The organism is Pseudomonas sp. A0308, from assembly GCF_044218815.1.
In the GTDB taxonomy this organism is placed as follows: domain Bacteria; phylum Pseudomonadota; class Gammaproteobacteria; order Pseudomonadales; family Pseudomonadaceae; genus Aquipseudomonas; species Aquipseudomonas iridis.
Map to the genome: position 1 here is coordinate 6,386,415 of NZ_CP162581.1, position 22,108 is coordinate 6,408,522.

Genomic DNA, 22,108 nt, shown 5'->3' on the forward strand with positions numbered 1-22,108 from the left:
GGGCCTCCGTCTTGCGTAACTAAGCCGGTTACCATCTGTGCGGTAGCAACTCGGAAATATCACTCGCCCGCTACGTCGGTAGGCGCGTGAGTGCATCCTTCAGATGGCATACGGGTCATGCCCGTTGAACCGTGCCGGTTGGATCAGACTCATGAGCGCTACCGCTCGTTTGTCGCTGGGCAGTGAGCCGTCAAGTGGCCAATTCTTGCGACTCCGCGCCCACGGCCGGATCTGATTGTCGGGTTGTCAGGCACGGTTACCCTCATCCAACCCCCTAAGAACCGTGCATGCGAGTTTCCCAGCACACGGCTGAAGCCTCCACAAAAGCAATATTAACTAAGCGGGGTGCGGGGGGTCTTCCTAAAGGAGCATGTGTTCTGCTAAAACGAATAGCGATGGTAAAAGGCCATGACTTGGCCGTGTTCCCATATTGGGAATATAAATTGACGATGGCCGCTTTCCGACGTATTCTAATCCCAAATTGGGAACACATTTATGTATCTTTTTGGTAGGGACAAGCTCGAAAGCCTTAGGGGGCGAGAGAGGGCTACAGATCTTTGGGTGTCAGCCTGGCTTTCAGAGGTGTGCCATGCGGCGTGGGCCGGACCTGGGGATGTCTTGACGCAATTCCCAAAGGCACTAGAAATAGGCTCTGGTAAATACCGTTTTTCAGTGTCTTCAGGGCTGCATGTTATAGAGGTGTTTGTGAGCTTTCCGCAAAAAGTCGTTTTGATCACCGGTTTGGTAAATATAGAAGATGCAAATGGATACTAGGGTAATTCGCACAGAAGAGCAGCATAGAGCTTACTTGGATGAACTCCATAAGCTCATGACTCTTATGCCGACCCCTGGATCTGAAAACAGTGAGCGTCTTGAGTTACTTATCGTGCTGATAGAGGCATATGAGAGCAAACGCTATCCCGTGGAGCTACCTGATCCCGTTGATGCCATTATTTTTCGTATGCAAGAGAAAGGGTATAAACAGGCCGATCTTATACCCTATTTTGGAACGCGAAGTAGAGTTTCAGAGATATTGTCGAGGAAAAGACCATTAACTGTCCCGATGATCAGAGCCATCTCAATCGGGTTAGGTATTTCAGCAGAAACACTTATAGGTGTGGGTGATTCTGAAAGCCAAAAAACAAAAAATGACATTGATTGGTCCAGATTTCCCGTTAAGGAGATGATTGCAAGGGGGTGGATCCAAAAGTTTGCTGGAAAAGTATCGCGCTCAACTGAGGATATTGTTCAAGAGTTTATATCTCAAATTGGATGGCAGTTCGGGGATACGGCTTTCAAACGCTCACTTGCTGGGGATGCTTATTCACCCACAACTAAATATGCTCTTTATGCATGGCTTGTAAGGGTGATTCAGAAGTCTCGTGAAAAAAAATCTTCAATCGGTGTTTTTAGTGAAAGTGTCATGTCAGCTTCTTTTTTACAAGAAGTTGCTCGCTTAAGCTGGTTTGATAATGGGCCTTTGCTGGCGGTAGAGTTTTTGCAAAAAAGTGGTATCGCCCTGATAGTGGAGCCTCATTTGAAGGGCACATTGTTGGATGGGGCAGCTTTAAAGGATGTAGATGGACAACCTATAATTGGTATGACATTACGTCATGATAGGCTGGATAATTTTTGGTTTACGCTGTTGCATGAGCTTGCTCATTTGTGGAAGCACGTAGGAAAAAATGAAACCTTTCTCGATGATTTGGATGCTACATCTGAAGATAAGAGAGAAGCCGAAGCGAACCGCCTTGCTAGAGAGGCGTTTATTCCCCGTATTTTATGGCGGCGTAGCGAGGCATGCCTTGCTCCAAGTCGTGAAAATATAGATAAGCTATCAAGGGAGCTTAAAATTCATCCTTCTATTATCGCGGGTAGGATAAGAAGGGAGACGGAAAATTATCAGTTGTACAATGACCTGATCGGGCATGGGGATGTAAGACGTTTGTTTTTTAATACTTCAGAAGGTGAATGAAAATGCAATCAACTTATATTCCAATACTCAAGGCTAAAGAAGGAGAGTTAGACGCGTTAGGCTGCCTTTTTGAGAGCACAAGGAACAATCTTAAGCCTTGGTTTGACGTACCTCAGATTACAGACAAAGACAAGGAAAAGTTTAAAGGAAAGAATGTCTCAGTTGTAGAAGCGTTTCTTACAAATATTGCTCATGCCATCTCTAAAGTATGGAAGCACAGGGATGCTTATGTAGATTTGCCTCTATGGGCGCCTAACGCCCAGACTGAAGGTGGTGAACATGTAATCCAGTTTTTTTGTAAGCAAGCAGAACATTTTGGAGTGAGAGTTACTCCCGTTGTGGATTGTATGCGTTGGGATGATCCGATATATGTATACGCATTCAAAGGATTAACTCACAAGGCAGATAAGGAGGTCATTCTTAGGCTTGTGATGAATGTTGACTCTGCGGAAGAGATGGCCGAGGAAGATGAGTTTTTAGCCAGGCTGGAAGATATTGCAGCTACTCTTAACTATGATCCTCGTGCGACAGCAGTTATGATCGATTTTGGTGATGTCACATCCGCAAAGTATGAGATCCCAAAAATAACCACGCAGGCCGAGCGTGTAATTGAAATTTTTAGGCGTGCTGGGCATCAAAAATTTGTCGTCTCGGGTTGTTCAATAGGTGCTTATATTTCCTCGGTTGTTCCATTACCGAGCACAGAGAAAACAGTTCCTCGCAAAGAAATGCTTGCATGGAAAAGTATTGTTTCTCTGCAAGGCTTTAAAGATGTAGGTTTTTCCGATTATGGTGTGAGGGGTCCTGGCTCTCTAGTATCGGGTGGGGCAGGCAATCAGAACGGTAAAATTAGATATACCATTCAGGATGGCTACTTTATCGCCCGAGGCTATCAATTAAAAACTGGTGAGAAGGGTGGTCAATACTATGGCCTTGCCCAGAAAATTATCGATTCTGGATATTATGAAGGGCCGGAATTTAGCTGGGGTGACAAAGAACTCCTAGATTGTAGCCACTGGGCGTTTAGAGGGTTGGCATCAAAGTGGATTGCTATTGATACTACTCACCATGTTGAGTATGTTTTGAAGGAAGTTGAAGAGTTTAAAAGGCAGCGTGTTATTGTTGAGGCTAGATCAGTTGCTGGTGTTTGATTTGAGTTTTTTAAGGCGTTCTAATATTAATAATAAATTTAGAGGTGCTGAGTTTCTTGCTCAAACGGAGCATCTTTAGGGGGGCTTCTGCGATTATATCTGGATTTGCGTGTGATGGCTAAAGTACAAGACGGCTTCATAGCTTCCAACGGCAACACCAGTATGCCTGAACGAAGCCAATGTCTATTGGCTCAACAAGGCCTGGAATGATTTTCAGCGGTCTGAGTTGAGTATTTACCGATTAATCGATCGATCTATCGGTACCGCACTTGACCATCAAGCGACTACACCAAACAATCGAGACTCCAAGTCTGGAGGTCGTATAGATATGTTCATTGAGCGGCTCAATCTGATCAATTTCCGATGCTTCGGTCCTGAGGCGTTGACGATTGATCTCACGCCCGGTCTCACGGCATTCATAGGCGTCAATGGTGCAGGCAAGACCGCGGTGATGCAGGCGCTTCAGCGGCTCTTCGGCATCACCGGGGAGCATCGGCGTCTGAGGCTCCATGACTTTCATATTCCCGCCGATGAGACTGCTGCGCCGGTCCAGCGTACCTTTGTGCTTGAGGCAATCATCGCTTTTCCCGAACTGGAAAATGGAGGTGATGGGGTAGCTATTCCGGAGTTCTTCAACCAGATGGCCGCCGACGAAGCAGGCCGGCTGAAATGTCGACTTAGGCTTGAAGCAACCTGGACAGATGACGGATCACTTGACGGGTTCATTGAGCAGAAATATCGCGCAGTTCGTAACCTCGGAGAATTCAACGAGGCTGATTGCATTGAGCTGAAGGCTATCGACCGCAATCGCATCCAGATGATCTATGTGCCCGCATCGCGCGATGGCGCATCCCAAGTAACGGCCTTTCTGCGTGGACGTTTATGGCGTGCAATCAACTGGTCTCAGGGTGTTCGGGACACATTCTCCGAAGCCGGTGCCACACTGAATGGCGCCTTCGCCGGTGAGCCTGCTGTCGACCTCGTTGCAGCCGCTGTGCAGCGACGTTGGCAAGAGGTCCATAACGCAGGTACTGAAACGACTCCACTGTTTCGGCCAGTCGACCTGCGTTTTCAGGAGTTCATCCGAAAGGTCGAAGTAGTTTTCCATCCCGATATAGCAGGCCGTGAGCGCGCGCTCGACGAGCTGAGCGATGGACAGCGTTCGCTGTTTCATTTAGCGATGACGGCAGCAACGCTGGATGTCGAGGGCGGTATCGCCGATGACCCGGAGGCGGCTGGATTCCAGCCTGGCGGAGTGCCTCTGCCTGCATTGACGCTCATCGCGGTCGAGGAACCGGAGAACAATCTCGCTCCTTTCTACCTTTCACGCATCGTTCGGCAAATCGAAGATTTAACGAGCGGGAATCGAGCTCAGGCGGTTATTTCTAGTCATTCAGCGAGCATTCTTGCGCGAGTTGATCCGTCGCAAGTCAGGCATTTCCGTCTCGACCCAGCCAGCCGAACTGCCCGGGTTAGGGCTATTAAGTTACCGATCGGTCAGGAGGAAGCATCGAAATTTGTGCGAGAGGCCGTCCGCACCTACCCTGAGCTTTACTTCGCCCGCTTTGCGGTGCTTGGGGAGGGCGCCACCGAAGAAGTGGTGCTGCCACGCCTCGCCGAGGCGATGGGCTTCGACATAGATCGTTCCTTCGTTGCCGTCGTTCCCCTCGGTGGGCGGCACGTCAATCATCTGTGGCGTCTCCTGGCTGATCTCGACATCCCCTACGCGACGCTCCTCGATCTTGATTGGGGGCGTGACGGCGGCGGATGGGGCCGCATCAAGACAGCATGCGCCCAACTTTTAGAAAATGGTGTTTCGCCGCAGGCAATCTTCGCACAGCCAGACCCTGCGGGGCCTGCATCAAATCTGGCTGTCTTTGATACGCACCTAATAACAGACTTCGTCGGTTTGACTAACTGGGCCACTTCATTGCGACGATTCAACGTGTTTTTCTGCTCTCCTCTGGATCTTGATTATTCGATGATGCGTGCCTTTCCTGCTGCGTACCAGGTTCTTGAGCCCGGTCGACTGGGGCCGTCGCAACGGGGTGACCCACGTACGGCGGTGCTGGGCGACGAAGGTCAAGGCTACCTCTATGGTGCAGACCAAGATCAACTCTTGCGATGGTATCGCTATCTTTTCCTTGGGCGTGGTAAGCCCAGCACGCACGTCCGTGTTCTTAGTGCGCAGACATCCCAGGATTTAACAGCAGGCGCTCCAGAGGAGTTGCGGGCGATTCTGACATCCATTGCTGCCCGTCTAGCGCCACCTGTACCACCCGCACCGCCAGTGCTTTGATCATGCCAATCATCCGATCACAAGATTGGCGACCACGAGGTATAGATGACCTTGAGCCTGACGCGTGGCGCGCATTGCGCCAAGCCGGCTCGACCTGCGTTATAGCCGGTCCGGGCGCAGGAAAGACCGAGTTTCTCGCACAACGCGCCGTTTACCTACTCGAAACGGGGTTATGCCCAGCGCCTTATCGCGTCCTGGCAATCTCCTTCAAGAGCGATGCGGCAGAAAATCTCGCCACACGGGTTCGCAAGCGGTGTCCGGCTGAACTGGCTAACCGCTTTACTTCGCTCACCTTCGACGCCTTCGCCAAAGGCTTGGTTGATCGGTTCTTGTCAGCTATTCCCGCTCACTGGTGTCCGACCCGTCCATACGACCTCGTATTCCCCACTCGTCGGCAGAAAGAGGGGTTCTTGAACCTTTCCAGCAACACTGCTCCCCCGCAATGGCGGACTGAGATCGCGGGCTTTCACGCTGAAAGTTTTGAAGCTCGCCATGTCGGTGCCTACCGTCTCCCTATCACGCAACAAGCGCCGCAATCGGGTGCGGAGTTCATCATCCAGCGCTGGTTGGCAGGACAGCTAGCAACGCAGCCCCGGTCCACCCTCACATTTGTAATCATCAATCGATTAGCTGAATTGCTCTTGCGTTCCTGCCCGCACATACGGCGCGCACTCCAGTTGACCTATCCGTTCGTCTTTGTGGATGAATTTCAGGACACAACCTTCGCGCAGTACGACTTCCTGCTCTCGGCATTTAGCGGCGGCGAAATTGCTGTGACGGCGGTCGGAGATGACAAACAACGCATAATGACTTGGGCTGGTGCACGAACCGATGCCTTTGAGCGGTTTGCGATAGATTTTGCTGCTACTCGCATTCAGCTACTTTTCAATTTCCGATCCTCGCCAGATCTCGTCCGAATCCAGCATGTCGTCGCAAGAGCGCTAGATCCCCATAGCGCGCTCACTGTGGCCCAGGCTGTGCGGCAGGTCGACGGCGATGTCGCCCAGGTTTGGAATATTCCGACGATTTCGCGCGAAGCCGAATACCTTGCGCGGTGGCTCGCGACCGATATGGCAACGCGCGGCCGTGCACCTCGAGATTACGCAATCTTGGTCAAGCAAAAGTCCGACGATGTCGAGGCCGATCTTGCTGCGACGTTTGCCCAAGCGGGCCTACGACTGCGAAATGAAAGCCACTCACTCGGACGTACGACTCTGCAGGATCTACTCTCAGATGAGTTCGCTAGAATTGCGATCGGCTTATTTCGACTCGGTTCAACGCAGCGCGCTCCGGACGCATGGCAAATATGCTCTGCTGCACTCTCGGCAGTGCGAGCGTTAGCGGACGGTGACGACATCACCGAAGCACGCACTGACGCCGAGCTCACAGCCTTCTTGGCGACGATGCGAGCGGAGATGAGAAACACTCCCCCGACGGAGGTGAGTGTCACGACCCTCGTAAACCGAGTACTGGCATTCCTGGATCTCTCAGCAGTAGCGCGAACCTACCTTGAATATTCATCAGGCGATCTGCTCGCAATCATGGTCGAAGCCTTCCAGTTGCATCTCGCCGCTTCGGCGAGGGGGGCTGCGAACTGGACGATCTGTCTGGATGCCTTTGAGGGCCTCGAGCAAATTCCACTGATGACCGTCCACAAGAGCAAGGGACTCGAATACGACACCATTGTCTTCGTCGGCCTTGATGATCATGCTTGGTGGGCACACACACCGGGTAACGCCGAAGGCCTTGCAACTTTTTTCGTGGCACTCACACGCGCCAAGCAGCGCGCGATCTTTGCTTTCTGTCGAGAGCGCGGCCAGCGGCGTCGTGTGGCCGAGCTGTATCAGCTTCTGAGCGACGCTGCCGTTCCCGAGATCACTACAGACTAGTGCCGCGCCTCAAATGGTAGGCGTCATGGTCCAATCCAATCAGTTGGGGGCCAAGGTGCGTAAGTTTGCGTGCGCAACTGGGTGGCATTGTTGATTGCCTGATGCCGTCGTTGTTCTAGAAGTGCCAATAACTCCGGGCTGGTGATACCTAAGGTGGTGAACCGCCTCTGCAGGATGGAGTAAGTATCGGCGAACTGTCCGTTCCATTTGTCGATACAGATCTCAAGGATGGAGGCGAGATGCGGACCATGAAGGTCGATGCCGGGCATACCTTCTTTTAATGCTGCTGTGAATCTCAACAAGGCCCCATCTTCCTTGAACACCTCCCAGAATCCTCGTTGATCCTGTTTCTCTACTAGCCAATCGTCCAACTCGCTAAGATCCCGCAGGATCACCGGCCCCAACACCAGTACTTTTTTCAGCCAACGTTCTCGCGTCTGTGGATCGGGCGCCCGACCCAATAGCAGCTTCCAGCTCTGTGGCAGAGGGTTCCCTGAGCGCGAAGTGACCCGAATCAGAATGTCGAGAATTCGTTCGCTGTCAGAGGTGGCATTTGCCCGGATCAGACGTGTCACGACTTGGTCTGTCTCATGCCAACCTTCGCTGGCCAAATGCTCCCACATGTCATTGAATAAGGCATGCTCTGGTAGGCTCGCAATCAGTTCGAAAACAGGCATCCAAATGTGCGAATTGGCTCTACCGATACCGAGCTGACCCAAAGGACCTCTGACGCCGTAAAATATGTCCATCACCGCCTCAAGTAGTGGCAGTGGCAGCTGTTCTACAAGCTGTTTTGGTGAGGAATCGACCGTCAATCCCGAAGGAAGAATCTGGTGCAGTACAGAAGACGGGGTTTGACTTAGCATCAGCAACGCCGCAGATATCCATCGGCTGTCCGGGCGTGGTTCGAGACAAACTTTCATAAGCTTCTGATGCTCAACATCTGTCAGCTGCTCAACGTGGTGTATCAAGTCTGCAGTGAACGCCAGTACCGCTCCCGAGTCCTTGAAGGCGAGCAGGTGTTCAATGCGCGACTTTCTCAGCTCTGGATGCATCCTTGTGGCATGCATCAAAATCTCGACAACACCTAGGGCAAAGTCTGCAGGAATACGCTGATCGTGAAGCATGCGCTCGAGCCAACCGGTCCAGGCATCGCAGATGTCGATCATCTCGGCAGGTTGCAGATATTTTGTTGACTGAAGACAAACATCGTGGAGCCGAGCGTCAACGATTGGTGCGTTGTGTGGGAGCGAGCTCAATGCAATCGGCATCAGCGTGGCAAAGATCCGCCAGGGAGTCTGCTTTCCCGTGTGCTCCACACGACCGAATAGCAGCAACTTCGCGATGACGACTGTTGCTGCGCTGGGGACGCCAACTTGTCTTGCCAAGCCTTCCAGAATTAGCGTTCGCCGCGGTTCTGTCCATTGGTTCCAGCCTTTAACCGTTCCTTTAAGAGCTGCAAGCGCTACCAGTGGATGGTCCTCGCGGAAAATGCGCAGTATGACCTCGTCGTCGTCCGCTCGCGGAAACTGCAGCCACAGTTCGACTGCTTCCGCGCGAATTACGGCCTCATTGAAACTAAGCAAACGGCCCATGCTGCCTAAGGTCATGGTTTCCAGGTTGTCTTTGTAATAACTGAGCACTCGAGCTGCCTGCTCAGGCGTTGGTAACGGGCTGTCCTTAGCTCCCCATAGGTCTAGCTCTCCCTCGTCCAGTGACGGCTTCGCTCCCCAGTTCCCAAGGTTACGAAACCCCTGTCCGGCCTCGTCTGACAGGCGCGCCTCACCGTTACGCCATTCCATGTCATCGAGGGTCAAGTAACTGACTGCTGACACCCACTGAGGTAGCCGATGGCGTACATCAGCCTGAAGTACGCTCAGGTGGCGAAGTAGAAAGTTGAAACAAAGGTCACGAGTCGAAGGAAAGACCGATTTCAATCCACGCTCGGCGTAGTCGACTATTTGCTGGCGAGCCTCAGGCAGTTGAACGAGGCTCTGGAAAACCCAATCGAGGTTACGTGCAGTGGCGCGAGATGTGCTTGGTATCCAACAGAATAAGCCTTGGGCAATCACTTTGGTGACCCGGTCGACGTTGAACGAATTGACGTCGTCGAGACTAGCCTCTGCAGCCGAGCGATAAAACGGGTGACTGAACGCAATATTTTTTTGTGCAACTACCTCAATGATCCTCTTACTGGCCAGCGAGGCGAGTTGTGCCTCTTTGTCCCTGTCTTGAGGAATGGATGGCATTGCAAGTTGCTCTAACGGAATACCGAAAAGATCATCGAACAGTGAACCTGCGGCTAAGATCGCGGCTTCTGAGTCCTCGTTTTGTTTGTCCACCAAAACGGCCAGCATCTGTGACGAAATCGGCTCGCTGACACTGGAGGCGACAGACATTCCCAATAGGATGCTGCTAAACCCTTGCTCCGTGAGAGCGTGTCCGAGGCTAGCTGCATCGACCCTCGCGAAACGGTATAGGTTGTCCAGGTCACAGCCTCCCTCATACTCGTAATGGTGGCTGGCCAAGTGGAGCAAGCAACCGGGCTCTAAATCCAAGGCCCCTTGGTCAACAGCATTTTGCACGTATGAGCGAATGGGATCGGGGACTTGCTCCGTAGATGCAAACTGACTCCACAGCTGTCCCTTGAAAAGGCTGCCGGACTGGCCCAGATCCCACCATTGGTGACCTGCCGTTTTCAGAAGATTCAAGTTCGCTTTGCGACTGGCGGTCAGCAGATGGTTTTCCACTTGGGCGACGATCAGTTATCGCCGAGTTCCTCGGCTTAACTCGATTGTCAGTTGCTCGAGTCGACGAAGGACCCTTACCGGCTCGACCACCGAATGCGTTCCACCGAGAGGGTCGTCCAATACCACCAACCGACTCGCTGTACCTGGTTGCGATAGAAATCGTTCTGCGTCGTCGATATCAGAGTACCGTCGTACTTCATACCCGAGCTGCTCGAACTCTGCAGCGACCCAGCGCGCAGAAGAGGTTTTACCGACTCGTGGCAAGCCCGAAAGCAGCAGTACGCCATGACGAGACAAGTGAGTGAACCATGCCTGCTCCTGGCCACGTGCGACATAGTCCGTGGGGCGGATGCTCAGGGGAGCAATGGTGTTGAGCAATGCGCGTACTTTTGGGAATGAGTCGATCAGGTGGGTAAGGCTTTTCGATGCGCTAACGATCTCCCGTAGCTCAAGAATAACCTGGTCAATTCGATCATCAGGGACACGCCAAGACCGCCTCAAATGTTCGGAGCAGCTCGCTAGCAAAGAGTTGTTGCTCACCCGTTCAAGGATGATCAGCCGTTGAAAGGCATCGCGTATTTCCGATGTTGAAAGCTTCCCGGCCAGCGTCAGGCAGTGATTCTTGCGCTTGATTGCCAAGTCCTTATCGTCCTCATGGGGCGAAGAACAGCTGGACCATACATCAATGAATGCCTGGGCATCCGTCACCTTGATCGGCTTTCCGTGACTGGCGCCCAACCAATCAGGTGCCACGGAATAAAGCGCCGTCTGATCATCGCAACGACCGGAGACTATGAACAGCACGGTAAGCTCTGGGTCGTCCAATAAACGCTCGAGCAAGGTGCCGTTACTTTTCCGTGGTGGGCAATGAGCCAGATATTTGGCAATGTCCAACAGCTTGACCGGTAGCTCCGACCCTTTGATTTGGATTTCTACCCGGCGGCCTGTTGCTGTGCCATCAAATCGGATCTCCCCGTCCTCTCCACCCAGAGGTTCGACGTAAAAGTTCGCTTGAGTTTTGTTTTCGAAGCGCAACATCATTTCCAGGCAGGCCAAATCCTGAAAGTTGAACTTCTCGGGTGCAGTGATGGCGATGGTCATGGAGATGGTTTACCGACGAAAAGTCTGAACAGTGACAACGTCACGGTTGTCGCGGGAGCGATTTTGATCGCTACAGAGCATACAAGTCGGTGGGCGGACTTGAAACCCGAGATGGGGTCTCTTCCTGCAAAACATTTAGGTCGTCTGTCAAGATCATCATATCTCTTCTAACGATTGCTCTTGCCGTGCCGGTGATCTGCATCCTGACGTGGTACCTCACCAAGAGTACTTCCGGATTTATCACCCAGCGTCTTGGATAACGAAGGCGTCGATGAGGCAGTCTCGCGCTTCGACCCGAAATGAGATCCTTGGGGGATTTAAGCTTTCTCAATTTTAAGAAAGGGATTATCGGGTGGTATCCATTCAAAAAATAGCTTCGGTTCCTCAATCAGATATCCCTTCAAAGTGGCTGTTTTCCTGGGGCCGTGCACTTGGCACGTCCAGATATTCAGACCGTCCTCACGCTTCCTGTGGATCTTCAGTTTTTCAAACTGCTTCTGTACCCAGCGCCATTTTTCAGTTTCTTGATCGGCCCCCTGTGAGATACCAGGAAACTCCTGCGCGTAGCGTTGGAAGAGGCCAGGTGTGACCAGTAATACGCTGCCACTCACCGTGTGGATTTTGGCCTTGCTGTCATTGATGATCAGCTTATGGCTGAGGATGCCTTCCTTGAGCCAATTCAGGAATGCCTGACCAGGGTTGTCCGATGGGGGATTTGAGATTTCGAGGGTGCCTGCTGACGATGCGTTGCTGGCCTCAGGCTCTTCCAGCTCGAACATATCCAACAACGTTCCGAGATAGTCAGCGTCTTCTATCGCCCTGGGATCTGCCAGCGAAGAGCTTTGACGCGATCCTGTACTGACAGTCTCGGGCGCTGCTGGTGATGCCGGAGTGTCAGTCGGGTGGTCATCGAGTGCCACGCTCACCGTTCCGCTGAAAGTTTCGGGGCGGTCTTCGCTTCCCCAGATTAATGCCGGCTGAAGCCTTAGAAAGGTGAAGCTCTGCTGCCAGTTTCCCTGTGCCACGAGCGCGGTCCAGATGGCTTTGCCTTCGGGGGTAGACTCGACCAGCCCATGCGATTGTAGTTCGTCGAACACCGCGATGTTGGATGAGGGAATGCCCTCTATCGCTTGCGACAGCAGATAGGCTCGCAGCTTGTCCGTGACCGTCTTGCTGACCAGCCAGAGTGCGTCCTGGGTCAGCCATCCCGCGGCACCCGGCTGGTTGAGTTTCAGCTCGTGCTGAACCAGATGACGCAGTCCGCTGATCAAGTGATGTTGCAGCGAATGAATCGGCGCTTGCAGCGCCTTGCTCGGGTTACCACCGATGTTCTGTGCGGTGGAAACTCGGTCGGCCTGCATCACCAACTCACCGAGCACGCCGGCACGTTCGTACTGGCCCGCCAGGACATACAGCAGACTGGCCCACAGTGGCGGAAATCCACTGAGCCAATCGAGGATTGGGCGGTCGAGAATTTGGGTGTAGAGCAAGCCTGCGGCGGCGCCGTGCAGGTGGTAGTCACGACCCTTGATGTAACGAAAACGGTAGGGCTGATCCAGGGAGCCCTGCCAAGGATGCCAAACACGGCCATCCTGGCGTTCGACCAGCAGGTCCACGGCGATCTTGCCGATGTCATGCAGCAGGGCGCCATAGGCGATGCCAGCCGACCAGGCATCGGTCTGGGCGGCTTGGTCTTCGGGCGCGGCGCCGGTGGGAAGCAGATACGACTGACGCAGTTTCAAACTGCAAGCGACCAGCTCCAGGCCATGGTCGAGCATGCCACCGAGATACGCATGGTGGTGCGTCTCGCTGGCCGGGAGTTGCTGGACCTGTTCGGCGTAGCGATGGATCGGATTTAAGTAGAGCTGGGTGAATTGGACGTGGGAGAGGGCGGTGTATTGCCAGATGCGATCGAGTAACTGACGGCGGTGCTCCACTGCTAAGAGGGTATGGGCTGACTCGATGGACAGGTAACCTTCGGCGACGTTGACGGTCGGTGGCGGAGGGGGCTTCTGCCTTTTGTGGCGAAACAGACTGAGCATCGTGACCTCCGGAAGTGGCTGGGTCATCGGCCTTTTAGCCTTTTCGGATAGCGCTCTTACCCTTGAGTGCCCATTCCCTTCCAACCCTTACCCGTCCTTTTGGCTCGTGTCCCTTTCTGCGGCAATCGGAATATTGATACTGCTGGATATCGTTTTGTTGGGGGCTAGTACGGCAAAGAAAAGAGTCGGTACACTGCGGTGCATATTTTTTGGGCCTTACCATGAACCTCACTGACGCTACGCTCGTGCTGCTGCTCGCGGCACGTATCCATGGGACCGACGAAGCCGTCAGGGCCTCGGCGAAGAGCGTGGTCAAGAAGTTGCCGCGCAGTAAGCGCGATCTGATCTACAAGGTGATCGACAGCCAGAGTCCCCTCGAGCTGGTGGATTTTCTGGCGCAGAACCTGGATGCGGATTGACATGCTGCGGGTGTGCGCCCCTCTCTTGTTCATTGCGTGAGGGGCCCAAGGCGTGATGCCTTCTGTTTTCTGGAAACAGAAAAAAGGGCTCAACTCGCGTTGGGCCCTGTGAAGCGATTGCAGCGGTGAGGTAACGATTAAGCTCCATCGTTCATGCATAGCGAATCAACTAGGACCGCTTGCTTCAGTTGCTGCTCCAGGTTGAGCACATACTCCGATGCGCTTCGGGCGTGACCACTGGCGCGAAAGATCGCGCGTTTGTCAGCCTTGAGCAGGCCGAGCCAGGAGTCGATGTAGCCCTCGTGCCGCAGCTCCCCCCGTATACCGGCGTAGGCACATAAAAAAGCAGCGCCCATCTCGGCGATCAACTCCTCAAACACGTAGCCTGGCGAGCCGAAAGGACAGGATGACGTCACACCCTCGCGTTGCAACCGAGAGTGATGCCCAGTCCAGTGCGTCAGCTCGTGAAGTGCAGTGGCGTAGTATCCACCCTCGTCTTGAAACTGCGCTTTTGTCGGCAGATGGATGAGATCCCTGATCGGGTGGTAAAAGGCTTCGTTGGCAGATCGATGAACGATGTGTGCACCCGAACTTAACAGCAGATTTTCCGCAGCGCTGTTGGGCTGGAAGGGATCACTCTGTTCCGTCTCGAGCAGGGTTTCATTGAGCATTTCGAGCCCCTCCGTTTGCTCGATGTTGAACAGGAAATGCGTCCGGAGAATGCCAAAGTGAGTGACCTTGAGCTGACCGTTTTCATCGAGTACGGGTTGGCCTGACTCGCTTTGCTCCTCACGCTCCATCGGCTTGTAGAGCACCGCCAGGGTACTGTGCTCACCCTTACGGATGTGCCCACCGGTTTTTTTGGCTTGGTTGAAGGTCAGCCAACGATCTTGAGTGAATCCCTGCAACCTGGCCTCGGCCCAAAGCAACGGTAAATTGATGCCCGAGTAGGGACGACGCGTGATGGCATTGATGGGGTAGGGTTGATGACCGATGTAAGCTGAGCCACTTGAGGACCAGGGTTTGATCCAGGGGGCAACGCCTTGGTCCAAAGCGGCAACGATCTTGTCAGTCACGTCTTGGTAGATATCGCGCATGGCATTTTCCTCGAGAGAAAACGAAGGAACGCCTTACCCGTCGGGGAGGGTTCCCCGATTGGGTGTGGGTGGATTGATGCAGGTCTTGCATGCCGTCTGAGTGTGGATCTGAGCGTCGAGTACAGTCGTGTGCACTCAGCGCTGGTGCTCTCCTACAAGAGCGATCAGCAATGCGCCAGGCTGGTCCGGCTCTTGGAGTAGGCTGAGACTCAATTGCAGCAACGGATCATGGTCTAAGTGATCTGTTGGTTGAATGTGTACTACCTCGAACAGTACATAGGGCTCGTGTGGAGAGGCGAGGTGAGCCTCGAAGGCTGCGCGCAATACGTGGCTCAGCCGATCGACCTTCAGCTTCTCAGCGTGATCTGAACACTCGAGCAGTACTGCGCGTTGCCACGCGCCAGGAGTGAACACGATGGGCAACCGAAGGGTGTTCAGTGTTTCCGGTGTAAGTAAGTCGGGCATGGTATGTCTCCGTTGAATACGCGAAGAAACCTGTCCCGTGCGGGGAAAGATTTCCCCGCAGTGGGTTGAAGAAAATCAAGAGGGCTTACCTCACGAGCAGCGCTCGAAAGGCGCTCAGAAGAGCAGTAGGCGTTCATCACCGTAGAAACGGTCACCGTGCGAGCCACCGAACGCTAATCGCACTTGGGGAGAACCATCACCGAAGTGAACGTAGCCTTGAAGGCTCTGGCTACCTGGGAAGGTGCTGTCGATAACAGCGATCCATACCTTGTATTTAGCCGGACGATTTGTATGGGTCAATGACTGTAGAGACGCTGTTTCACGGAGCTTGTCTTCTGTCTTCCAGTGAAGATTTTTCGGCTGGGGCAAACTGATAAACGGTCAGGCACGGGCCGATTTCAGTAGTACGCTATTACTCCTGTCTCAATCATGAAAACGCTCAGAAGAGGGCGAGAACATGCAGACGCAGAATCCCGTTCAAGTTTCCCGTGCCCACCGCTGGGTCTACACATGTGGCATGTCGGTAAAGCGTGGTTACCGTAAGTTGAAAACGTTTGAGTACCGCGTGGTTGAGCGTGCGGTGACGGCAGGTATGCCCGCAGGTAAATTACTTGTTCGCGGGAGTTTTTTGATTGCCAAACTGGCATTGATCGGAGGATTGCTTTTTGTCAGTGCTTGGATGGTTACTTTCATTGTGATGATGCTGGCTGTCACTACTTTGCTATGGCTCAGAGTTTTTATTGGTGCCGATCAACAAGAGAAAAATCCAGGGCCAGACTACCTAGGTGCTGACCTCTACATCGGTGACTTCGACGACAATGGGCATTATATAGGCGACAGCAAGTCATCTAATTGAGCGCTTAGCAGCACCCAATATTTGATCCGCACCTTTGCTCGCTGAGTCACTTGCAGCTTTGCTACCGTTCGCCAACATACCTTGAATCCCGTTGCCGACTGAATATCCTGCCCAGCTCATGGCTCCTAGAAATAGCATCGGCAGCACGATGAACATCGCCCCCATCACATACTCAATTACCTGCGCCGTGACAGTCCCATCCATAAACCCGGATGTGGGCAGCGATAACAGCACTTGATTGGAAGCCGAAACTTGGTTGTACAAGGTATCGAGCATGCTGGAGTCGACCCAGCGCGCCAGCTCCCACCAGAAGGTCAGCATGTGTAAGGTGAACAGTGCGAACGTCACTGTCATGACGGTCTTCAACTGATAGGTACTGACCAGCAGGATCAACGGCAAGCTGATGATGACGCCCATGATGAGGAAGGCCTGCACCATTGGCAGAGCGGCGCGTAGTGCATTCATTGCCGGGAAGTTGCTGAAGGAGCCGAGGGCCAATCCGGTATTGGTGGCCAGGTTATTAAGCCCCTGATTGATCGAGCCGCCACGAGCGCTGGAACCATAGTCCTGGTACACCTGTCCGGGCGACATGGACATCGATTGCTGGCGCGGGCTGACCAACTCACGGAGGGTGGCATCCTCTATCTCGTTGCCCGAACGGCCAGTCAACCAACCGTTCAACTGAGTCAGCAGCGAAGGATCGACCTGCTCGATCAAGCGCCCGCGCAAGCCGACACCGCTGTCGCTCCACCACTGCTTGCAGGTGGGGTAGCCCGCGCCATTCTCTAACCGAGGCAAGGAAACATCGCGGTTTTCATCATAGGGCCAGTTGACGCGCGGCCTGCGTGAACGATCCGTATCGTAGTAGCCGGGCGTATCGAGAAAAAAGTTTGAGCCGATCCAGGACGCGTCGTGACTTTGTGCCTTGTCCAACTGCGGACGGTTGGTGAACAGCCGAGAGCGGGAATAGCCATAGCAGTCGCGGGTGAAGTCGGCGACTTCCTGCAGCAGTACCTGGTTGTCGATGCGCGAACTGTCGATCTCCATGCGCATCTGCCGGATATCCGGTGCGCAAGGGATAGAGGCAGTGGCTGACGCAGTCACGCCTTTGCTCAAGGCATGCACCAGAAACCACCAGATCGGCACATTGGCGGAGCGTTCGCCGATAGTATTGAAGGTCGTCCCCCAGGCGGTTTCCGTCGGTTTGGCCACACTCACGCCGCAGCGCTGACTCGCCGCATCATCGAACGCCATCGATGCGAGGCTCAACGGAAAGACCGGCGCGCAACCGAACAACACGACTATGTAGGCCAACCACAATCGGTTCTCGATCCGCGGCACCGAGAGCAGTCCCTTGTTGCCTTCATCCGCGCCTTGCTGACGGGCAGACAACCACTCCTGCAAGATGATTGCACCAAAGGGCGCAGCGAATAGCCCGGTGTCGGACAGGACGCTCCAGAGGCCGTTGTTGATGATCCAGGCCAGCAGGGAGAGGTAAAACTCCAGGTAGCTGTTGGTGCTCATAAGCATGGGGGTGACCTCACAGTCGGGTGAGTTCGACGCAGGTAAAGAGCACGAACCCTAATGCCCCTATGCGTTGCACGCGTAGTCGATCCTGTGGTCGATGTCGGTAGCGTCGAAGCAGGTTCCACCAGAGGGCAAAGAGGGCGCCGTAAAGTAGGGTGCGCCACCCCCGCAGATAAGGTCGTGCGGATTCGAATGCCTGCTGCCAGGCCTCGAAACTACCCAGCGCAGTGCAGCCGATCCAGGCGACCAGTGCGGCGGTCAGGATCATCACCGCGGCAATCCCCAGACTCGAAAGCAAAGTGAATAGCGGTGAGCGTTTCACAGCTCACTTGCGCCTGGCGTCAGCATTATTCAGTCGACCGGGCTCGGGGTCGCCTTGCTCGACGGTGCGCGAAGCATCAGCACCGCCGGCATGCCGATCGAGCACCAGGCTGGCGGTGTTGGTGGCCAACATCTGCCGGACCTGCAGTTCGGTTTGCAGCAGGCGTATTTCGCGCTCCAGAGCGTCCATGTTTTTCGTCAAGGCGGTTTGGGCCGGCTTGGCGGAAGCAATGTTCGGTTCGTGACTGCCCGCCAGTAACGTGCGCAGTAGCAGCAGTGCCTTATCGAGTACGCTGGATAGGGCCGTCTCGCTGGCCAGGCGTCTCGCCAGCAGATCCTGGTCGGGATCGTCGCGCAAGGCTTCGATCACGCCACGGGTCACCGGCAGCATTGGGCTCGAGGCTTTAGCCAGGTTGTCAGGGGTAGGCGACAGTGAACCGGACAGCAGCCCTTGCAGGCCCTTGAGACCTTCGCTGTAGGCCTCCTGGATTAGCGGCGTCAATCCGCTGCCCGCGGTTGCACGCAGGGTTTCGCAGCTGTCGCAGGTCGAGACTTCGCTCTCGCCCAGCACGCGAACGGCCCATTCGGATTCCTCCTGGGGCGAGGTCCATGTCTGGCAAATAGCCCCACCCAGGCAATCGCCGCTACTGATTGAGGCACTGTCATCCACCGACCGGTTATGCAGCAGGTTATAGCCTGCGCGCACTACGTCGGCGGTCACTCGGATGGGTGTCTGCCCGCTACCTCCAGCCTTCTGGCCGCCGACCCAGGACACCCCATTGTTGCCGTTATGGGTCTCGGTGTTTTTTACCGCCGCCACCGCATCACCGCCGGTTTGCTCCAGATTGCCCTGCATTTCCTCGTTCTTGGCCAGCGCACCCCAGCCGGCTTGACCGACCTTGTCCGCCATCTTCTCGGCCATGGCTTGGCAGGTCAGTTTGGAGCGATCGAAGTCGATACGCCCTTGCATCACCCCGTTACTCAACAACTCGTAGAGGCCGGGGTTGGCGCGCTGGATGATCAACGCCGGCAGCGACATCACCGCTTGGGTCGCGTTCTGCACGATGCTGCCCATGATCTGCTGGAAACCTTCGGTGGCGCCGTTCAGCTGGTTTTGCAGGGTGTTGGTGAGGCTCATGTTTCCGCACATCATGTTTGCTCGCCAAGAGCCACCGACGCCGAGACCGCTGGGTCGGTAGAGCGAGCTTGGTGAGCCGACTGCCGAACCGCCACCGATGGTGTACATCACCCGGTCATCGAGCACTTCGCCTTGAGTGCCCAGGCGGTAATCGCCCTCGGCGGCGTGGACATGGAGGACAACGGTCAGCAGTCCGTAGAGCAACAGACTCACCACGCCCAACCATGGTCGTGCGAGAAACCGACTCATGACGCACCGCCTTCGAAGTCGATGCTGAACAGAAAGGTGTGCCCCTCGCGCTTGCAGCAGGTGTAGGGACGCCACAACGACCAGGCGTAGCCGCCATCCGCACTCTGTACCGGATCACTGGGGAAGATGGCGCATGTCGGTTGAACCTGAGGGTAGAGCAATTGCCATTTGTGGGTCGAAGCGTCGTTTTCAACGATCGGGCCGGGTGGCCAGTAGCCGTCGCGTTTGGCGGGCGTGAGTGGTAAGTACACATGCGGCTGCCAGTTGCGGGTAATCACATCGCCCGCCCGTTGCGCCATGACTGCGGCCGCCTTGAAATCGTCGGGCTGTACCAGAAAGCCTTGGCGGGGATAGACGTTGCCCCACATGTTTCCCGAAGCCTGACGACCGATTTCTCGTATCCCCGGCATGAGAGCTTCGGGGTAAAAGCTTTCCGGGATGCCATGGCGCCACGCCAGCGAGTCCAAGGTGCTCAGGTAGTAGGGTATGAAAGCAGTTGCACCACTGGCGCAGGCATAGCCAGATTGCGAAGCCAGTTGCGTTGCGATCCAGCCACCGGGGTGGCCGATGCCATCGACGTTCTTGAAGCGGGGCAGGTTGTCGCGGTGAGTGTTCGGGGTGATTAGGTTGCCGCCACCTTCCGCACCGCTGATGGGATAGGAGAGGGTGGCCATTTCGGTCCAGGAGTTATTGCCGGTGGTGGCGTAGCTCGAGACCACCAGCTCAGGAATGAAATGACGAACCTTGGTCGAGGTTTTGACTGTGCAGCCGAAGGGCGTGCAGAGGAGCCAGAAACAAATGCCGACGACCCTATATTCGAGACAATTTGGCGAAAGCACGGAAGACGTGATGCTGCCGGTGTCCAGAGCCATGCTTGGACCGCACGCTAGCAGGACGCTCAGCGCAAAGGGCCGTAGCTTTGTGGGCGGGATTGAGGAGCAGGCAACAAGCATGATCCAAGCTCTCGGTGGTTGGCCTGGGCAGCGTCGGTTACGGATTGAATACTGTCAGCGGTAATTATGAAGGCGGATCTATCGGATTTGTGAGACGTAAGACTATTATTTGACGTGAAGGGAACTGCGCAGGATATCGGCATCCACAAGTAACTGATCTGCGGTAATTTCAAAAATATTGGCGAGCTTGCACAGAACCAACAGCGACGGATTGCCCGTGCATCGTTCGAATTGACTGACGTAGGTGCGATCCACCTCGGCCATGAGCGCGAGCTGCTCTTGGGTAAGGTTTTTCACGCGTAGCATCAAGCGGATGTTTTCCGCCAGCTGCAGACGAAGCTGTTCGTAGTCTTGAGTCATGCGCGCAAATTGCGCCTTGAGGGACTCTCAATCCACGGGATATAGCCAATACATTGGTATTGATCTAGGCCATTTGATGCTCATTCCTGTTATCAAGCGTTCATTTGGTGTCGTTAAGCTTTTCGAAGCTGGGCCCAGCGTCTAACAAAAAATCAGAAATCTAGGGTGTGTATGGACGAAAACTACATTTCAATTCCGGCGGCGGATGGTAGCCCAAATCTTCTGACACCTTGGGGCAGCGAGTTTGCGCCGATGATCGAACGTGGGGTGCAATGCGCTCAGGCTTGGCTTGATACGTCCGGCGAGATTCCACTGTGGTGGGAGCTGGCGCAAACCCGCAAGACCTTTCCTGTCGGTGACTGCCAAGATGCATTCGAAGCCGGGTTCTTGTTGAGCATCCAGCAGCGGCTTGGAGGCGCACAGAGGTGATTCACTACTCGCAGGCTGAGTCGATGTGCATTGGCACTGTCACAAGGACAGCAATTTGAATCTCTGGAGGCTTTGAAGCTTTGTGCTTTTGCCCCGTCGTTGTAAGACCTCGATCGAACCTCGGCGAGATAGACCAATGGCGGCAATACATAACTATCCAGGCACACAGCTCCCCTAACACTTTCACTTAAACTCTCAATTTTGACCTTAGGCACCGATCATCAATGGGAGCTACTTTCACACTTCGGAACAGGGTTCTGTTGTGCATTGGAGTTTACGGCCTTTCAACACAAACTCGAGGGTTCGAAACTGCGTTGGGCAACACAAGCCGTCATTATCAGCATGCATCATCAGTTGCACGACGACACTCTCACCCTGAATAGATACGCTACGAATCTCTACCCTATCCCCCAAGACGTAAGCTTTCCCGTAAGCCCTTGCATTTCCTCTGTCATTGAAAACGGTGGCAAGGTAGTAGTAAATCCCACTGCCTCCTTCCGATGCCTGCAACACAGCGATGGCATCACCGTTACCGTCGCCATTAATATCGCCAAACGCATGGTCTACTAAATAAACGGCTATATCTTTATCGGGCAAATCACGTCCGGTGTCAGGAGCAAACTCACGCTTTCCGCCTTGCAACGTAATGAAATCGTCGTCAATTCTATACGTAAGATTTTTCAATACCTCCATCGAAATCGGAGGGTAGGTGATTGCGCCTGGTGGCTGGGCGCCAAAGCTTGCAATTGATACATATACCCAAGCCGCGATGCTTGAGAGCCCTAGGGTCAAAAAAGTGAACGCCGTGAACATGACGATCCAAAAGTTTTGTTTCTTTGTGAGGTTCGGAAAGATGACCTTTGCAATGATGTCACGGCCAACGCAAAGGGCCGCTCCAATAGCTAGTCCTGCCGGTGCTGCAATTGGTGCGACTGATTTGATTAGGTCGAGTGTAATTGTTGAAGACATAGGGGATGGCAGTGCCTAGCTATCGAGTTGATGCGGTGTGCTTGAGACTCCGCGTAGTTTGATGTTCAAGAAAGACTCTGCCGAACCACCCCTACTAGGTGTTTCACGGCCTATAGAC

General features: G+C 54.2%; 18 protein-coding genes and 1 pseudogene. 7 read left to right on the forward strand and 12 right to left on the reverse strand.

Annotated features, from left to right (window positions below; genetic code table 11):
* Positions 1 to 70 precede the first annotated feature (70 nt).
* Positions 71 to 240 (reverse strand): annotated as a pseudogene (locus tag AB4P92_RS29585) (IS66 family transposase); the annotation flags it as partial.
* A gap of 523 nt (positions 241 to 763) precedes the next feature.
* Between AB4P92_RS29585 and AB4P92_RS29590 the strand changes: the two are divergent.
* The 4 genes from AB4P92_RS29590 (at position 764) to AB4P92_RS29605 (ending at position 7,314) form a co-directional block, all read left to right on the forward strand.
* Positions 764 to 1,975, forward strand: coding sequence for an ImmA/IrrE family metallo-endopeptidase (locus AB4P92_RS29590; protein ID WP_102879539.1), 1,212 nt, complete (start codon positions 764 to 766; stop codon positions 1,973 to 1,975).
* Between the two features lie 2 nt (positions 1,976 to 1,977).
* Positions 1,978 to 3,126 (forward strand): beta family protein, encoded by a 1,149-nt coding sequence (locus AB4P92_RS29595; RefSeq protein WP_157815126.1) that lies wholly within the window; start codon positions 1,978 to 1,980, stop codon positions 3,124 to 3,126.
* Positions 3,127 to 3,454: 328 nt separating this feature from the next.
* Positions 3,455 to 5,425: an ATP-dependent endonuclease gene (locus tag AB4P92_RS29600; protein WP_102879538.1), complete on the forward strand. Its 1,971-nt coding sequence runs from the start codon at positions 3,455 to 3,457 to the stop codon at positions 5,423 to 5,425.
* 2 nt (positions 5,426 to 5,427) lie between these two features.
* Positions 5,428 to 7,314, forward strand: coding sequence for a UvrD-helicase domain-containing protein (locus AB4P92_RS29605; protein WP_102879537.1), 1,887 nt, complete (start codon positions 5,428 to 5,430; stop codon positions 7,312 to 7,314).
* Between the two features lie 23 nt (positions 7,315 to 7,337).
* Here AB4P92_RS29605 and AB4P92_RS29610 read toward each other — a convergent pair whose 3' ends face one another.
* The 3 genes from AB4P92_RS29610 to mobH all read right to left on the reverse strand — a co-directional run bounded on the left by AB4P92_RS29610 (position 7,338) and on the right by mobH (position 13,207).
* Positions 7,338 to 10,064, reverse strand: a complete 2,727-nt coding sequence (locus tag AB4P92_RS29610; RefSeq protein ID WP_395598660.1) for a hypothetical protein — start codon at positions 10,062 to 10,064, stop codon at positions 7,338 to 7,340.
* Between the two features lie 15 nt (positions 10,065 to 10,079).
* Complete coding sequence (locus AB4P92_RS29615) at positions 10,080 to 11,165, reverse strand: hypothetical protein (protein WP_395598661.1); 1,086 nt, start codon at positions 11,163 to 11,165, stop codon at positions 10,080 to 10,082.
* Positions 11,166 to 11,482: 317 nt separating this feature from the next.
* Positions 11,483 to 13,207 (reverse strand): MobH family relaxase, encoded by a 1,725-nt coding sequence (gene mobH / locus AB4P92_RS29620; protein ID WP_102880071.1) that lies wholly within the window; start codon positions 13,205 to 13,207, stop codon positions 11,483 to 11,485.
* A gap of 221 nt (positions 13,208 to 13,428) precedes the next feature.
* Here mobH and AB4P92_RS29625 point away from each other — a divergent pair, with 221 nt between their 5' ends.
* A complete protein-coding gene (locus tag AB4P92_RS29625) occupies positions 13,429 to 13,626 on the forward strand; it encodes a hypothetical protein (RefSeq protein WP_102880070.1) in 198 nt (65 codons plus the stop codon).
* 137 nt (positions 13,627 to 13,763) lie between these two features.
* On the opposite strand, the gene AB4P92_RS29630 is transcribed toward AB4P92_RS29625, so the two are convergent.
* A complete protein-coding gene (locus AB4P92_RS29630; RefSeq protein ID WP_102879535.1) occupies positions 13,764 to 14,723 on the reverse strand; it encodes an ArdC family protein in 960 nt (319 codons plus the stop codon).
* Between the two features lie 135 nt (positions 14,724 to 14,858).
* A complete protein-coding gene (locus tag AB4P92_RS29635; protein ID WP_102879534.1) occupies positions 14,859 to 15,188 on the reverse strand; it encodes a hypothetical protein in 330 nt (109 codons plus the stop codon).
* 457 nt (positions 15,189 to 15,645) lie between these two features.
* Here AB4P92_RS29635 and AB4P92_RS29640 point away from each other — a divergent pair, with 457 nt between their 5' ends.
* Positions 15,646 to 16,044 (forward strand): DUF3742 family protein, encoded by a 399-nt coding sequence (locus AB4P92_RS29640; RefSeq protein ID WP_102879533.1) that lies wholly within the window; start codon positions 15,646 to 15,648, stop codon positions 16,042 to 16,044.
* Here the strand turns inward: AB4P92_RS29640 and AB4P92_RS29645 are convergent.
* The 5 genes from AB4P92_RS29645 to AB4P92_RS29665 form a co-directional block, all read right to left on the reverse strand.
* On the reverse strand, positions 16,033 to 17,574 hold the full coding sequence (locus AB4P92_RS29645; protein ID WP_102879532.1) for a conjugal transfer protein TraG N-terminal domain-containing protein: 1,542 nt from the start codon (positions 17,572 to 17,574) through the stop codon (positions 16,033 to 16,035). The genes AB4P92_RS29640 and AB4P92_RS29645 overlap by 12 nt on opposite strands.
* Positions 17,575 to 17,584: 10 nt before the next feature.
* Positions 17,585 to 17,893, reverse strand: coding sequence for a hypothetical protein (locus AB4P92_RS29650; RefSeq protein ID WP_102879531.1), 309 nt, complete (start codon positions 17,891 to 17,893; stop codon positions 17,585 to 17,587).
* Between the two features lie 3 nt (positions 17,894 to 17,896).
* The gene (locus AB4P92_RS29655; RefSeq protein ID WP_102879530.1) at positions 17,897 to 19,279 is read right to left on the reverse strand and encodes an integrating conjugative element protein; all 1,383 of its coding nucleotides are present in this window, start codon (positions 19,277 to 19,279) and stop codon (positions 17,897 to 17,899) included.
* Complete coding sequence (locus tag AB4P92_RS29660; protein WP_102879529.1) at positions 19,276 to 20,232, reverse strand: TIGR03756 family integrating conjugative element protein; 957 nt, start codon at positions 20,230 to 20,232, stop codon at positions 19,276 to 19,278. The genes AB4P92_RS29655 and AB4P92_RS29660 overlap by 4 nt, the downstream gene beginning before the upstream one ends.
* 105 nt (positions 20,233 to 20,337) lie before the next feature.
* Positions 20,338 to 20,592: a helix-turn-helix domain-containing protein gene (locus AB4P92_RS29665; protein ID WP_102879528.1), complete on the reverse strand. Its 255-nt coding sequence runs from the start codon at positions 20,590 to 20,592 to the stop codon at positions 20,338 to 20,340.
* Positions 20,593 to 20,763: 171 nt separating this feature from the next.
* Between AB4P92_RS29665 and AB4P92_RS29670 the strand changes: the two genes are divergently transcribed.
* A complete protein-coding gene (locus AB4P92_RS29670; RefSeq protein ID WP_102879527.1) occupies positions 20,764 to 21,021 on the forward strand; it encodes a LasR-specific antiactivator QslA in 258 nt (85 codons plus the stop codon).
* A 237-nt stretch (positions 21,022 to 21,258) separates the two neighbouring features.
* Here AB4P92_RS29670 and AB4P92_RS29675 read toward each other — a convergent pair whose 3' ends face one another.
* Positions 21,259 to 21,990 (reverse strand): hypothetical protein, encoded by a 732-nt coding sequence (locus tag AB4P92_RS29675; RefSeq protein ID WP_146036630.1) that lies wholly within the window; start codon positions 21,988 to 21,990, stop codon positions 21,259 to 21,261.
* Between the last annotated feature and the right edge of the window lie 118 nt (positions 21,991 to 22,108).

Bases quoted from the DNA above. Each gene is read 5' to 3' on its own strand.
- AB4P92_RS29665 (WP_102879528.1), bottom strand. From the start codon at position 20,592: ATGACTCAAGACTACGAACAGCTTCGTCTGCAGCTGGCGGAAAACATC.
- mobH (WP_102880071.1), bottom strand. From the start codon at position 13,207: ATGCTCAGTCTGTTTCGCCACAAAAGGCAGAAGCCCCCTCCGCCACCG.
- AB4P92_RS29660 (WP_102879529.1), bottom strand. From the start codon at position 20,232: ATGCTTGTTGCCTGCTCCTCAATCCCGCCCACAAAGCTACGGCCCTTT.
- AB4P92_RS29615 (WP_395598661.1), bottom strand. From the start codon at position 11,165: ATGACCATCGCCATCACTGCACCCGAGAAGTTCAACTTTCAGGATTTG.
- AB4P92_RS29595 (WP_157815126.1), top strand. From the start codon at position 1,978: ATGCAATCAACTTATATTCCAATACTCAAGGCTAAAGAAGGAGAGTTA.
- AB4P92_RS29600 (WP_102879538.1), top strand. From the start codon at position 3,455: ATGTTCATTGAGCGGCTCAATCTGATCAATTTCCGATGCTTCGGTCCT.
- AB4P92_RS29635 (WP_102879534.1), bottom strand. From the start codon at position 15,188: ATGCCCGACTTACTTACACCGGAAACACTGAACACCCTTCGGTTGCCC.
- AB4P92_RS29670 (WP_102879527.1), top strand. From the start codon at position 20,764: ATGGACGAAAACTACATTTCAATTCCGGCGGCGGATGGTAGCCCAAAT.
- AB4P92_RS29630 (WP_102879535.1), bottom strand. From the start codon at position 14,723: ATGCGCGATATCTACCAAGACGTGACTGACAAGATCGTTGCCGCTTTG.
- AB4P92_RS29640 (WP_102879533.1), top strand. From the start codon at position 15,646: ATGCAGACGCAGAATCCCGTTCAAGTTTCCCGTGCCCACCGCTGGGTC.
- AB4P92_RS29655 (WP_102879530.1), bottom strand. From the start codon at position 19,279: ATGAGTCGGTTTCTCGCACGACCATGGTTGGGCGTGGTGAGTCTGTTG.
- AB4P92_RS29675 (WP_146036630.1), bottom strand. From the start codon at position 21,990: ATGTCTTCAACAATTACACTCGACCTAATCAAATCAGTCGCACCAATT.
- AB4P92_RS29625 (WP_102880070.1), top strand. From the start codon at position 13,429: ATGAACCTCACTGACGCTACGCTCGTGCTGCTGCTCGCGGCACGTATC.
- AB4P92_RS29605 (WP_102879537.1), top strand. From the start codon at position 5,428: ATGCCAATCATCCGATCACAAGATTGGCGACCACGAGGTATAGATGAC.
- AB4P92_RS29645 (WP_102879532.1), bottom strand. From the start codon at position 17,574: ATGCTTATGAGCACCAACAGCTACCTGGAGTTTTACCTCTCCCTGCTG.
- AB4P92_RS29590 (WP_102879539.1), top strand. From the start codon at position 764: ATGGATACTAGGGTAATTCGCACAGAAGAGCAGCATAGAGCTTACTTG.